Origin of the sequence: Salinisphaera sp. Q1T1-3, from assembly GCF_003602005.1 — a bacterium.
Lineage (GTDB): Bacteria > Pseudomonadota > Gammaproteobacteria > Nevskiales > Salinisphaeraceae > Salinisphaera.
This window is the reverse complement of record NZ_QZWD01000006.1, coordinates 171612-184460: the sequence shown is the minus strand read 5'-3', so window position 1 is coordinate 184460 and position 12849 is coordinate 171612. Positions and strand designations below refer to the sequence as shown.

Below are 12849 nucleotides of genomic sequence, written 5' to 3'. Positions count from 1 at the left end.
CGACGCCGGATCGGGGCTTCGACGACAAGTTTTTGTCTGGGCATGGCTGTTGACGGTCTGCTTCCTGCTGCCGGGCTGCGATGACGCCACCACGACACGCCAGGCCGACGAGCAACGCCTGATCCCGTGGCGTGGAGAGGATGGCCACTTCGGTCTCGCCCGCCCTGACGGCCGGGTGCTGGTTTCGCCGCGCTTCGTCGATGCCCGGCCGGGCCGTCACGGCCTCGCGCCGGTCGCCAAGGCCGAAGACCAATGGGGCGTGGCCGACGCCGACGGCCAGCTCATCGTCCCAACGCGCTACGCGGCCATCGAATTGCTGGACAAGGCCAGCGTACCGTTGGTGATCACCAAGGAGGAATACAACGCCTGGTGGCGTATTTCGGACTGGCGCGTGCTGCCGACATTCAACATCCTGAGTACCCACCATTCCGGGCCGTGGCTCGTGACCGACGTACCGCGCGCGACCTGGCGGATCACCAACCCGCGAACCGGCCGAACGCTCTATAGCAGCGATCGATCCGACGTCAATATCGGCGAAGGCCACTCGTACTGGGAACAACGCTGGACGCCCGACCGACACACGCCGCACGACATCCGAGTCGACGGCTGGGACGACGGCCATCTGTTGGTCGACAAGACGCTGTATAAGGTCACCGAGACACACACGCTCCTGGCCGTGGCCCGGGACGTTGTGGCCCGACTGGCCGACGACACATTCCTGCAACGCATCGATGGTGCACGTCATCGACGATTGCGGCCCGACGGCCGGCCGGTCGACGACGTCGTTTTCACCGCGCGCAAACGCCTGCCCGTTCGAAACATCAACGGCCATACCGTCACGCTCCCGCTTCCGGATCTTTTTGAGGACGACGCCGGCCGGTTCTATGTGTGGCCGGATCTGTCCCGGCCGCTGCCGAAAACACTGCCGGATTATCAATTCCCCGACGGCCAGCGTGTCACGCCGGCGGATCTGGTCGGCCATATCGGCTTTCTGCAACCGCTGGGCAACAGCCCGTGGTTCCTTCTGGCGGCGCAGGTTCATCGGTCCGATGCCGAGATCCCGCCCACGTTGACTTTCTTCTTCGACGCCGACGGTCAGTGGGCGCCCGAGTGGCAGCCGCGGGCCGGCATCTACACCGTGCACGACAACGGCAAGGTCCTGTTTCGTTTGAACAAACCCTACGGCGTACTCGGGCCGAATCTGGACTTCGCCCGGCTGCCCATGGCCAAAGTCTATCCACAAACGCCGGATACGCGCTGGTTCCTCGGCAAGGACCAACAAGGGCGTGACGGGATCTACGATATTCAGGCACGGCGCTGGGTCTTTCGGAAGACGAACGTCGCTCTCTCCAGGGCCCCGGTCACACCGGATACCGTGGCCTACTGGCGCACTGATTCACCCGAAACACACGGGCGTGCTCGCAAGGGCCTGCTCGACATGACGACCGGCCAACCCGTCATCGCGCCAACTTACGAGACCATCGACGACACCGGCCGCGTAAGGCTGACCGAGGACGGCCGAAAGATCGACTTCTACATCGATCTGGCAACCGGCCGCCCGTTCCGCGATACACCACAACAACCCGCTTCCTCGAACGAGACATCGCCCGCCGCTGTCGAGTAAAGCCAGGGCCGCCGAGATGAACGCCGCGGCAACCCCATACCGACGTCCACACAGCTCGGCTCAATCGATCCCCAACGGATTCGCGATGCGCAGCTGCCGGATGCCTTCGATACTCGGTCACGGGCAATCTCGAACGGACACATCGCCACGGCCGCCTGCCTTCGCGGCCACTCTCACGCGCAGACGGCGGAAAAACAAGCTGAGGTCCAGCCGGATACTCAAGCCGTTATGGCTATACGCCCGGTCACCGGGCGCTGGCGTCATCCAATCGTTATCCCAGTTCGTTGACCGACGCCGAATGGGCCCGGGTCGCCGATCTCTTCGAAGTGACAGGTCGAGGCAAGCCGCCGGCCTATCCGCGGCGCCTGCTGGTTGATGCCTGCTGTTATGTGGTGCGCACGGGCTGCGCCTGGCGCATGATGCTACCGGCCGATTTTCCGCCTTGGCAGAATGTCTATCGCACGTTCCGGCGCTGGGTGGCCCAGGGTCGGTTCGAAGCCATGCACGATCGGCTCCGCGCATAGTGGCGCGCCCGCGCCGGTCGTGACGTCGCGCCCAGCGCCTCGGTCATCGATGCCCAATCTACACGGGGCTCGCCGCAAGGCGGCGATACGGGGTATGACGCCGGCAAGAAGGTCAAAGGTCGCAAGCGGCATGTCGTGGTCGATACGCTTGGTTTGATGCTGGCCATCAGTGTGACCGCCGCCAGCGTGCAGGATCGCGCCAGCGCGCATCCGGTCATGGCCGACGCGATGACCAAATATCCGAGCCTGCAAACCGTGTCTGCCGACAACGGCTACGCGGGCCGTTGTGCGCAAACCCTGACCCATGATCTGAATATCGAGATCGTGCGGCATCCACGGAATGCGACCGTCGGGCGTTGAGCGGTGCCCGGTCAGCCGGATCCTTTAACCCAGGCACAGTCGCGCAAGCCCTCCGTGGTACTGCCCAAGCGCTGGGTGGTGGCGCACCCACGCTTGGATCGAGCGCGCTCGATGCTTGGTGATGCACCATGATCACCGCACCGACGTGGCCGAAACCCGGGTCTGGCTTACGCAAGCTCGCATACTCGCGGCTCGACTGACTCGACTGACTCGGCTGACTCGGCTGACTCGGCTGACTCGGCTGACTCGACGTTTTATGTAAACACCCTCCTAAAGCCATGCCCAGAGGGATCAAAGTTGCGGTTGCGCCTCTACTATTTAGAGAGTCCACTTCTGGCCGTCTGCTGCCGCCTGCGGGCCGGCCTCGGGCAACCTTCAGCCCGTCGACGATCAGATCAAGCGTGCGAGCCATATGGGCATGCGAGTCAGGGTCAGGATGCCGGTTTCCAGCCGGATTCGAATAACATCTTGCCCGGCCAGGTATAGGCCATGACGCCGCCGTCGGCGAGGATGGATTCGCCGGTGACGAACGCGCTGTCGTCCGAGGCCAGGAACACGGCGACACGGGCCATTTCGCGCGGGGTGCCGAGCCGACCGAGCGGGGTCACCCATTTCTGGGCGTCGCGGAACTGCTGGCCGGATGCTTCGTCTTCGCTCCCGGCCAGCGAATCGACCAGCGGCGTTTCGATCGTGCCGGGACAGATGGCATTGGCGCGAATGCCGTGGCGCCCGTAGTCGATGGACATCGCCTTGGTCAGATTGGTGACGCCCCCCTTGGCGGCGTTGTAGCCGGAGCGATCCAGGTCGGCGGCCAGCCCGGACATGGACGAAACGTTGATGATCGAGCCGCCGGCATCGAGCATCAGCGGAATCAGATGTTTGCTGACGAGGAAGGTACCCCGTAGATCCACCGACAGGATACGATCGAACAGCTCAGTCGGGTATTCGTGCAGCGGGCCGCCTTCCTGGTCGACGCCGGCGTTGTTGAACAGCACGTCGATATGTCCGTGCGTCTCGCGCAGCTGTGCTGCGAACGTGGTCACGCTGTCTTCGTCGGCCACGTCGAGAAACAGCGTTTCGGCCCGGCCGCCGATATCCACGATGGCCTGCCGGGTCTCGGCCAGTGCATCGGTATCGACATCGGCGCCAATGACGAGCGCGCCTTCGCGCGCGAACTCGAGGGCCGTGGCTCGGCCGATACCGGTGGCGGCACCGGTCACTACGGCAATGCGTTGATCCAGACGACTCATGAGAAATTCATTAGACTAAAGTATTATCCAGCAACGTAGCACGGGCATTGCGCCGGCCCGAACGTTTTGTCGTTGCAGTGCCGGATCGGGCATCAGACCGGTCGACGCCGAAATCCGGTACGGCCGTCGTTATGCCGCGAACGACGAAAAGCCATGCCCCATCAATCGATTGGACGGTGGCCCGCGATCGGCTTGTCCGGGCTCCGCGCCATATCGAGCGACGTCGACCATTCGCCCCGCCAGGCGACTGTTGGTTCGGCGACACGCGAACCGGGCGGTTGCCCTGCCGGCCCGGGACGCGGCCGACACATTGAAGCGGACGACCGAGGCGCGCGACATTGTCTGAATACACTGCCGGAATGCTCCCATGACCGATCATCATCCCACGCCCAGATCCGGACACCGTCGCTGGGTTGCTCGCGGCTTCGAATGGCTGGAGCAACTGATCTATATCGCCCTCGGTGCGCTGCTCGGGCTGATCGCTCTGGGATATCTCGGCTACAGCGTCGTCGATTTTGTCCAGACACTGGACCCCGCGCATTTCACCCTGAACATCGTGACCCTGCTCGGCCGCCTGCTGCTGGTGATGCTGATCGTGGAACTGCTTTATACGGTCCAGGTGTCGTATACGGCGGGAACGCTGGTACTGGAACCTTTCCTGTTCGTCGGGCTGATTGCGGCCATACGCCGGATCTTTGTGCTCACGGCCCAGTTCGCGGAGTCCGAGGATGCCCACGTCATGCAGTTCAACCACTTCGTGATCGAGCTCGGCGCGCTGTCGGGGCTCATTCTCGTGCTGGTCGTGGCCCTGCTGTTGTTGCGACGCAGCGAAGCCATGCTGCCACCGCACCGCCAGCACGATGACCGCGGCTGATTCGGCGGCCTGCCCGCCGCCGACCAGACCCCCGGTTTCAGGCCTTGCCCTGCGCACGACGACGCACCAGCAACGAACGCGCCGCCAACGCCAGGACGGCATCGAGCGCGGCGAAGAGGACACCCGCCGCCGTCAGGCCGATCAGCATCGATAGCGCCTCGAGGCCGACGACCGGCAGGGAGATGGCCACATAGATCACGACAAAGTAGGTGGACGTGATCTCGCCCTTGCGGCGGGCCGGTGCCTGGGCGACGACTTCGCCGAGCCCGGCCCGCAGCGTGATGCCCTGTCCGAGGCCCGAGACCGTAGCGCCGAGCAGCATCAGTCCCAATGAGGCGAAGCCGATGCTCGCCCCGACCAGGGCCACTCCCAGGGCCAGCACCACGCAGCCGCCGGTCAGACGATGGCGCTCGGGCACGAACCGCAACAGCGCCTGGCCCATGGCCGAGGCGATGAACAACGTGATGACCACGCCCCCCACGACGGCGAGGTTCTGAATACCGAGCAACTCACGCACGAAAGACGGCGCGGCCGCAGTGAACAGCCCGAGCACCGCGGTGCCGGCAAACCCGGCGATGGCCGCGGGGATGAAGACGCCGCGCACGCTATCCGGCACGGCAAGTCGTTGTCGATGCAATCGCACATGCGCCGGTCGGTCTACGGTCTCGGGCACGCGTGTCACGCCGATCACCGCAAGGACCGCACACAGCAGATGCAGGGCGAACGGCAACATCAGCGGCATCGGCCCGTATTGAGCGAGCAGGCCACCCACGAAAGGGCCGAGCCCCAGGCCCATCACATTGGTCACCGTCGCGGTCAGCGTGGCGCCCTTCTGCCAGGCGGGCGGGGCCTGCTCGATGATGGCCACGGTGGCCGTGCCGGTAAAGATGCCGGCCGAAAAGCCCGAGAACAGCCGGGCGACGAGCAGCAGCGTGAGATCGCCGCTGCACAGGAACACGATATCGCTGATCACGGCCAGGCCCAGCCCGCCGATCAGCAGCCGCTTGCGGCCGAGCTGGTCCGACCAACTGCCGAAACCAATCAGCGCCGCGATCACGCCGATCGCGTACACGGCGAAGATGACGGTGATGATGATGCGCGAGAACCCCATCTGCTGCGCGTAGAGTGGATACAGCGGGGTCGGCAGGCTGGTGCCGAGCATCACGATCAGAAACGCAAGACTCACCAGGCAGAAGGAACGCCGGTCGGGTCGGGACATGCAGGAGCTCGGGAACGATGACAATCGGGTGGCTCATGCTCGACGGATGAAACGGGCCTCAGACTGAACCGGTACCGGACGCTGCTCGCGGCGAGGGCATTGATTGATCCGATACCCAAACAGCTGGGCTTGTCAGCTGTTTGCCACGTCATCGAAAAATAGATGCCGGGCCTGTCCGACATTTGTTCTCGATGGCTTCGGCCCGGGGTGGCAAAACGCCGCCGGGGTTCGCATCCGCGCGTTTCCACGCCGTGAAGGCATCTGTTTGTCATGTCGGGGCGGTAACGTGGTCTGCGTGGTTCTGATAGCGTCAAGACAGACGATAACCGGAACACCGAAAGGAGGCGCCATGCCCGATCACGTCAACGCCCGGCCGCCCTATCATCCGGCGGCCAAGGCCTTTCACTGGCTGGTTGCCGTGTTCGTGTTCTTCGTGTTGCCGCTTGGCTTTCTCACCGGCCTGGTCAAGTCTGACGTCTCGGCCGATGTGTACTTCTGGCACGAATCGCTCGGTTTCACGGTGCTCTGGCTGATGCTCGCGCGGCTCTGTGTACGTTTTCTGACCACCGTGCCGGAAAAACCGGCCGGCATTCCGCTTGTCCAGGCCATTGCCGCGGGCCTCTCGCAGTGGCTGCTGTATCTCGCGCTGATCGCGCAGCCGATCGTGGGATTTCTGCTGACCAACGCCCACGGCTATGCCTTCGACTGGTTCGGCGTGTTGCCGATCGCCTCCCCCATCGGTAAGTCATCGACCTGGGCGCCGATACTCGGCGAGATACACGGGTTCCTGGGCTGGACGATTCTGGTTCTGATACTGGTGCATATCAGCGGTGCGCTGTATCACCTCATCATTCGCCGCGACGATACCCTGGCTCGGATGACCTAAGGCCCGTTAACACGTCCCGCGTGCGCCGCGCCGGCTCTGATTTTTTTGCAAGACAAGGCATCGGGCGCGTACGGCCATCATTCTGGCGTCACGAACGACAACGCCGATTGCGCAAAAATGACCGCCGTCCCATCGGGTTGCGTCCAAAAACCGGTAATGCGGTCACGTGCGAAGTGTTATTAACCCGGCATAAAAATAGATGATTTTTCGGGTTGATAACGCGCGTGTGCCAAAGCACGCGCGCCACGGCCAACGGCCGTGAAGCCATTGAAAATAAAAAGACGAACAAGTGTCGGCGTCTATTTTTCGATGGCGTTGAAAACAGCTGACGTCGTCAGCTGTTTTGGTGCCGGATTAATAACAGGCCCTAATTCACTCGTCGCGATCTGTCTTGGCCGTATCGCGTTCCGAGCGCTCGTCGGACGTACAGACACGGTTGCGCCCGCTCTGCTTGGCGCAGTACAGCGCGGCATCGGCGCGTTTGATCGCGGCTTCGATATCGGCGTCCTCGGCCTTGAGCGTAGCCACGCCGATGCTGATCGTGACCGGCAACGGGACCTCGGCCATGTCGAAGGGCTCGTTCATCACGGTCTCGCGAATCCGCTCGGCGATCTGCATGGCCCCGTGTCGATCGGTATTCGGCAACACCAGCAGAAACTCCTCGCCGCCCCAGCGCACGATCACGTCCGCGCGCCGGGCACCGCGCGTCAGCCGTGCGGCGAGTAGGCACAGCACGCGATCCCCCTGATCATGGCCCAGCCGGTCGTTGATGCGTTTGAAATGGTCGAGATCGCCGACGAGCACGCTCGTTGTCTCCGGTACGAGCTCGATTTCATGCAAGGCACGTTGGCCACCACGCCGATTACGCAGCCCGGTCAGCGGATCGGTCTCGGCCTGAATGGCGAGCTGTCGATTGGCGCGCTCGGTGGACATGGCGATGTAAGCGAAATAGACCATGATGCTACCCACCTGATCGAACAGCGCGAGAGCTTCATTGGTGTTGTTCAGGCCGACCGGTGTCGAAGCATTAATCAGCAAGGTCAACCCCTGCTGGAGGAATCCGAGGCCATATCCGAAATACGCCGCCGCGATCACGTACTGGGTGATCAATCGCTTGTCGGGCGAGGTCACGACCTCCACGACAATCAGCAGCGCGATGAGCGCGCTGGCCAGGTAAAGCGGCGACAGTGCGACATGCGCTGGTGCGCCGACAACGAGGCATCCGATATGCAGCAGTAGCGGCCCGAACAGACACAGCACCGCGTGCGCGCCACGTGGGCGCCGGCCATAGAAGTAGCGTACGCCGCACCAGGAGAAGAACAGGCTCAGCAGAATCAGACCGCAGCCGATGCTGTAGCCCAGCGCTGGTATCGATGCGCGATATAGCATCATCAAACCCAGCGCCGCACTCAACAGCGCGATGAGCCAGCACCAGAGGTGTCGTTCTCGAGGCTGGCCGACGATGATCACCACGAAAACCACGAGAAATGCGAGGCGGCTCACGATGGCCGACAGATACAGCGTCTGTTGGTCAAGCATCATCGCGCGCTCGGCTGCTGGCCCGACGCAAAATCCAAGACGGCCCAAGACAGGTTGGCTCGGCTTGGACACGTCGGCACAAGCCGGCGGTCCGTGTGCCCGTTGTCACACGGACACCGCCACGGCGGGCCGAGCGTCGGATCACCCCCGGCCATCACACGGCACGAGATATTTGTCGAATGCATCGATGATGTGCGCCTGCTCGGCCGCGCTGGCCTGCAGGCGAACCTGTCGCGATCGGCCGTCGATGACGACAAACAACGACAAACCGTCGTGGTACGGCACGAAGTGACTGCCCTCGAACACCCAGACTTCACCGATCGGATGCGTGATCCAGTCGTAGTCGACGAACGCCCGCACGACGCGGTAGCGACTGCCCTGTCGCAGATGCCGGTATTCGTCATCGAGCCCCGCAGGGCGTCCCGGATCGTCACCGGCCACGACAACCACTCCACGACCGGCCCGCCGCGATCCGCGCCTCGCGCGAGAACGACACCACACCGGCGCCCGACCGTGGTCCGGCAGGGCCGGCGACCGCGGCACATCCGACGCCCGGCATCGAGCTCATCCCTTGTCCCTCGTTGTGTCCACCTGTCTCGATGATGCGCTCGATCGGAAGACGCGACAATCGTCTCGTGGCCGGTCCGGGCGTCTTCCCACAACGGTTCGCAGGCCGGCCTAGGCGAGATGACCGAGCATCGATTACACTCGTAAGAACCGAGACGTCCGAACGCACGCAAACCAACGAAGCGTCTTGAGATGAAGATCGGCATTCTGGGGTCGGGCCGAATGGGCGCGACACGCGATCGGCTGTGGGCACGCTGTGGCCATGACGTGATCTTTGTCTATTCGCGCAACCGGGCCCGGCTAGGGCGTGTTGAGGTTTCGTGCGAGTCCGCGCCAAGCGCTGTTTTGCGGCAATCCAGCGTCGTAGCCCGCTGGTGCAGAATGGCCGCACGACGCGCACTACGCCTTGTCTTGCCGCAAAACAGCGCTTGTCCCTTCGGGGTGGGCCGTCCATGAAAAATCGACGATGGGCGCCCGGCGGCGTTGCGAGCCTTGCCGGACACACAGCGGTCTCTCGACGAAAAGGCTCTCGAACGAAACATCAACAGGCCCTAGCGATTTCCGAACCGTGTCAACGCGCGGTTATAGTCAATCGTAGTCCCAGGGGGATGCATGAGCTGGATCGACTACGCTGTCATCTTTGTTTATCTCGGCGGTTTTCTGTGGCTCGGCCATCGGCTGCAGAGCAACGCCTCCGGCACTCAGTACTTTCTCGGTGACCGTGGCTTCGGCTGGTTCGTGCTGGCCCTGTCGGCAGCCGCCACGCAGCTGTCCTCGGCGAGCTTCATATCCGCGCCCGCTTTCACCGGCATGCGCGAGGGCGGCGGGCTGGTGTGGCTGGCCTACGAGTTCGCCGTGCCGCTGGCGATGGCGTTTCTGATCGTCTGTTTCTTCCCCACGCTGTATGCGGCGGGCGTGGTCAGCATCTACGGGTTTCTGGAACAACGTTTCGGCCCGAGCACCCAGCGCCTGCTGTCTGTCGTCTTCCAGCTCTCGCGCGCCTTTGCCACCAGCGTGATGCTCTACGCCGTGGCCCTGATCCTCACGCACGCCCTCGACATGCCGCTGTGGCTGACGGTGCTGGTGATCGGGCTGGTCACGCTGATCTATTGCTATCTCGGCGGCATGAAGGCCGTGGTCTATGGCGATGCCATCCAGATGGGGCTGCTGGTGATCGGGCTGGTGGCCTGTCTGGGCGTCGGCCTCGCCCGGCTCGGCGGCTGGCAGGCTTTCGTCGACCACGTGGACCCGGCCCGACTCGTGGCCGTGAATTTCTCCGACTGGGGCCTCGGCGATGAGGCCGGTTTCGGCTTCTGGCCGATGCTCGTCGGCGGACTGTTTCTGTATGTGTCCTATTACGGCGCCGACCAATCGCAGGCCCAGCGTCTGTTGTCGGCCCGCGATGCCACCACGGTACGTCGCACACTACTGGCCAACGGACTCCTGCGTTTCCCGGTCACGCTCTGTTACTGCGTGATGGGTCTTGTGCTGGGCACCCTGGCGACGCAGGTTCCGGCCTTCGGCACGCATGTACCGGCCAACGATCCCGACCTGCTGGTCCCGGTGTTCATCCGCCAGGAACTTCCCGCCGGGCTGACCGGGCTGCTCATTGTCGCGATCTTCTCGGCAGCAATGTCTTCGGTCAGCTCGGCCATCAATTCGTTGTCGGCCGCCAGCGTGGAGGATCTCGTCTTTCGCGGTCGCCAGGTCGACTCGGCAACCTACATGCGTGCCTCGCATCTGGCCACGCTGTTCTGGGGCGCGGTCTGCCTGGGGCTGGCCTTTCTCACCGGCCATATCGCCGATACCATCATCGAGGCGATCAACAAGATCGGCTCGGTCTTCTTCGGCCCGATCCTCGCGACCTTCGTTTCGGCGATCCTGTGGCCGCGCATCGATGCCCGCGGCGCCAATGCCGGTCTGGTGAGCGGCGTGGCACTGAACGTCGCGCTGTGGCTGTTTGTCCCCGCGCTGTTCTGGTTCTGGTGGAACGTCACGGGCGCGGTGGCCTGCTGGCTCGTCGCCGGGTTGGTCAGCCGCCCGGCGCGCAGCCGCGCTCGGCCCATCTCGCCGCGTCTGGATCTGCACTGGCCGTCGATCATCACGCTCGTGGCATGGTTCGTCTGTATTGTCGGCATCAGCTTGGCACTACCGACACTGCTGCGCCTTGACTGAGGCCGGCGACCGCGCTTCCGAGAAAGCATCGTCGTGCCGAGACGGTCTCAAACCGGCCCGCCGCCCGTGGTTCGGATACAGTCACGACCTTGCGTTTTCGCCGCGTATAGCTGCTCATCGGCGGCATGCATCAAGGATGATAGATCCGAACTCGTCGCTTCGGCGATACCGATACTGACTGCCACGTCGATCGTGACGTCGTCATCCGTGCCCACCTCGAGCCCACGAACCGCGGTTTGCAGCTGGCCCGCGATAGCCTGCGACCGTGCCCAACCGGCTCGAATCAGCACCGCAAACTCATCGCCGCCGAAGCGCGATGCAATCACATCATCGGTCGTCAGCCCTTGCAGCACGTTCGCCAGCTCGCACAGCACCCGGTCGCCCGCGAGATGCCCGTATCGGTCATTGATCTGCTTGAAGTGATCGATATCCAGCGAGATGAGCGATATCGGCTCATTCGGGTATCCAGCCAGCCATTGCCGGGCCTGCCGCTCGAATGCACGCCGATTCAGAAGATCGGTCAGGCTGTCCATATCGGCCAGCTGGCGGAGTTGGTGCGTGACGGCGCGCCGCTCCGCGAGCCGATCGGCCAATATATCCACCGCATCAAACAACGGCGTGAGCGCCTTATCATGGGGCGGTCGATCACGCGCTCGGAAAATCCTGTCGTGGGCCAGCTCCACGACATCTCGACTGACGTGCAAAAAGGGATATTGCAGGCGCCAGTAGATTCGCCCGATCGCCAGGAATGCAACCACCATTATGGCGAGCGCAGCGCTTATAACCGTCACCAGATGCCGCCACGCACGGCGGGCCTTTTCAGCATAGCGATGCTCGAGGATTTCGAAGAATCGATGGCGCCAGATCTCGACCGGCTGCATCGCCAGAACATACCGGGCAGTGAAGTCCGCCGCGTTAAGCGTGGTGTACTCGGCCTCCTGTAGCTGACGCACCGTGTTTTCGACCAACGCTAGGCCATGCGTCATGTAGCGTTCTCGGGTTCGATTCCGCCAAGCGTCGAAGACGGCAGCCTCTTCGGATTCCAGACCGACATGGAATTGCAATTGATCCCAGTCGGCGTTGATTTCGCCGATCAATTGATTCACACGCGTGCGATTGGCCGGTGGCAGGTTACGACGCATGTTGATGGGCGCGATGAGCATTGAACCGAGCAGGCCGGCCCGATTGCGGAACGTACTCAGCCCCACAGCCAGACGGACGGGCGATGCCAGGGTGTGCATACGTTTGATAATGGCGGATGCGACTGCATGAATCCGGTCCTGAAACGCAGCCGAAGTGGCAGCCATGCCATCGATCGCATCCTGCAGGTCGGCCAGCGTGCGTTGCGACGGGGCCGTGTCGACGACACGGTCGACGGCGGCACGCGCACCGCTCAGACGCGCCTGCAACGCCTGGCTGTCGGGCAGGTCAACGAGGCGCGACAGGGCCAGGTCAGTCTGGTTGCGGGCTTGCGCCAGCTCGGCTTTCGCAGCCGCCCGGCGGGTCGCATCAGCGGTCATGGCCACATTGGCCGGCCCGCGCTCTGCGCTGAGCCAATACGCCGCTGTCAATACACGATGCAGCCGACTCATCTCGACGTTGCCGCGTCGCGCCTCCGTCAACTGCTGGTAGAAGCTGTAGCAGACCAGGCCGCTGAGCATCATCACCAAGACGACAGCCACACCCGGCACAACGGCCAGTCTCAAGAATAGAGCGGAATGTCGACGGCAATCACGCATCACGATCAATATAACGAAAAGTCGCATCGCGCATTGCCATCGAATCACGCCTGACGCGGCGCCAGCTTCGATGCTGGATACAGGCTTTCAAA

At 63.3% G+C, this 12849-nt stretch carries 13 protein-coding genes; 8 read left to right on the top strand and 5 right to left on the bottom strand.

Annotated elements, in window-relative coordinates:
• The first annotated feature begins 49 nt into the window (after positions 1-49).
• The 3 genes from D3260_RS07925 to D3260_RS18080 all read left to right on the top strand — a co-directional run bounded on the left by D3260_RS07925 (position 50) and on the right by D3260_RS18080 (position 2508).
• Positions 50-1624 carry a WG repeat-containing protein gene (locus tag D3260_RS07925; RefSeq protein WP_120098045.1) on the top strand — a complete coding sequence of 525 codons (1575 nt, stop codon included), beginning with the start codon at positions 50-52 and terminating at the stop codon, positions 1622-1624.
• Between the two features lie 284 nt (positions 1625-1908).
• The gene (locus D3260_RS18085) at positions 1909-2148 is read left to right on the top strand and encodes a transposase (RefSeq protein ID WP_158583454.1); all 240 of its coding nucleotides are present in this window, start codon (positions 1909-1911) and stop codon (positions 2146-2148) included.
• A gap of 45 nt (positions 2149-2193) precedes the next feature.
• Positions 2194-2508: a transposase gene (locus D3260_RS18080; RefSeq protein ID WP_120098043.1), complete on the top strand. Its 315-nt coding sequence runs from the start codon at positions 2194-2196 to the stop codon at positions 2506-2508.
• A gap of 431 nt (positions 2509-2939) precedes the next feature.
• On the opposite strand, the gene D3260_RS07910 is transcribed toward D3260_RS18080, so the two are convergent.
• A complete protein-coding gene (locus D3260_RS07910; protein ID WP_120098042.1) occupies positions 2940-3758 on the bottom strand; it encodes an SDR family oxidoreductase in 819 nt (272 codons plus the stop codon).
• A 367-nt stretch (positions 3759-4125) separates the two neighbouring features.
• Between D3260_RS07910 and D3260_RS07905 the strand changes: the two genes are divergently transcribed.
• Complete coding sequence (locus tag D3260_RS07905; protein WP_120098041.1) at positions 4126-4632, top strand: phosphate-starvation-inducible PsiE family protein; 507 nt, start codon at positions 4126-4128, stop codon at positions 4630-4632.
• Positions 4633-4669: 37 nt separating this feature from the next.
• Here the strand turns inward: D3260_RS07905 and D3260_RS07900 are convergent, their stop codons facing one another.
• Positions 4670-5851 (bottom strand): MFS transporter, encoded by a 1182-nt coding sequence (locus D3260_RS07900; RefSeq protein ID WP_120098040.1) that lies wholly within the window; start codon positions 5849-5851, stop codon positions 4670-4672.
• A gap of 349 nt (positions 5852-6200) precedes the next feature.
• Here D3260_RS07900 and D3260_RS07895 point away from each other — a divergent pair, with 349 nt between their 5' ends.
• On the top strand, positions 6201-6737 hold the full coding sequence (locus D3260_RS07895) for a cytochrome b (RefSeq protein WP_120098039.1): 537 nt from the start codon (positions 6201-6203) through the stop codon (positions 6735-6737).
• 372 nt (positions 6738-7109) lie between these two features.
• Here the strand turns inward: D3260_RS07895 and D3260_RS07890 are convergent, their stop codons facing one another.
• Entirely contained in the window at positions 7110-8279 is a 1170-nt protein-coding gene (locus tag D3260_RS07890; RefSeq protein ID WP_120098038.1) for a GGDEF domain-containing protein, read from the bottom strand.
• Between the two features lie 138 nt (positions 8280-8417).
• On the bottom strand, positions 8418-8717 hold the full coding sequence (locus tag D3260_RS07885; RefSeq protein WP_158583453.1) for a DUF3601 domain-containing protein: 300 nt from the start codon (positions 8715-8717) through the stop codon (positions 8418-8420).
• Between the two features lie 318 nt (positions 8718-9035).
• Between D3260_RS07885 and D3260_RS18075 the strand changes: the two genes are divergently transcribed.
• Positions 9036-9299, top strand: a complete 264-nt coding sequence (locus tag D3260_RS18075) for an NAD(P)-binding domain-containing protein (protein ID WP_120098036.1) — start codon at positions 9036-9038, stop codon at positions 9297-9299.
• Between the two features lie 156 nt (positions 9300-9455).
• A complete protein-coding gene (locus tag D3260_RS07875) occupies positions 9456-11018 on the top strand; it encodes a sodium/solute symporter (protein ID WP_120098035.1) in 1563 nt (520 codons plus the stop codon).
• Positions 11019-11065: 47 nt separating this feature from the next.
• Here D3260_RS07875 and D3260_RS17475 read toward each other — a convergent pair whose 3' ends face one another.
• Positions 11066-12325: a diguanylate cyclase gene (locus tag D3260_RS17475; RefSeq protein ID WP_233544005.1), complete on the bottom strand. Its 1260-nt coding sequence runs from the start codon at positions 12323-12325 to the stop codon at positions 11066-11068.
• On the opposite strand from D3260_RS17475, the gene D3260_RS17470 reads away from it, so the two are divergent.
• Positions 12287-12730 (top strand): hypothetical protein, encoded by a 444-nt coding sequence (locus D3260_RS17470; RefSeq protein ID WP_158583451.1) that lies wholly within the window; start codon positions 12287-12289, stop codon positions 12728-12730. The genes D3260_RS17475 and D3260_RS17470 overlap by 39 nt on opposite strands.
• The last annotated feature ends 119 nt before the right edge of the window (positions 12731-12849 follow it).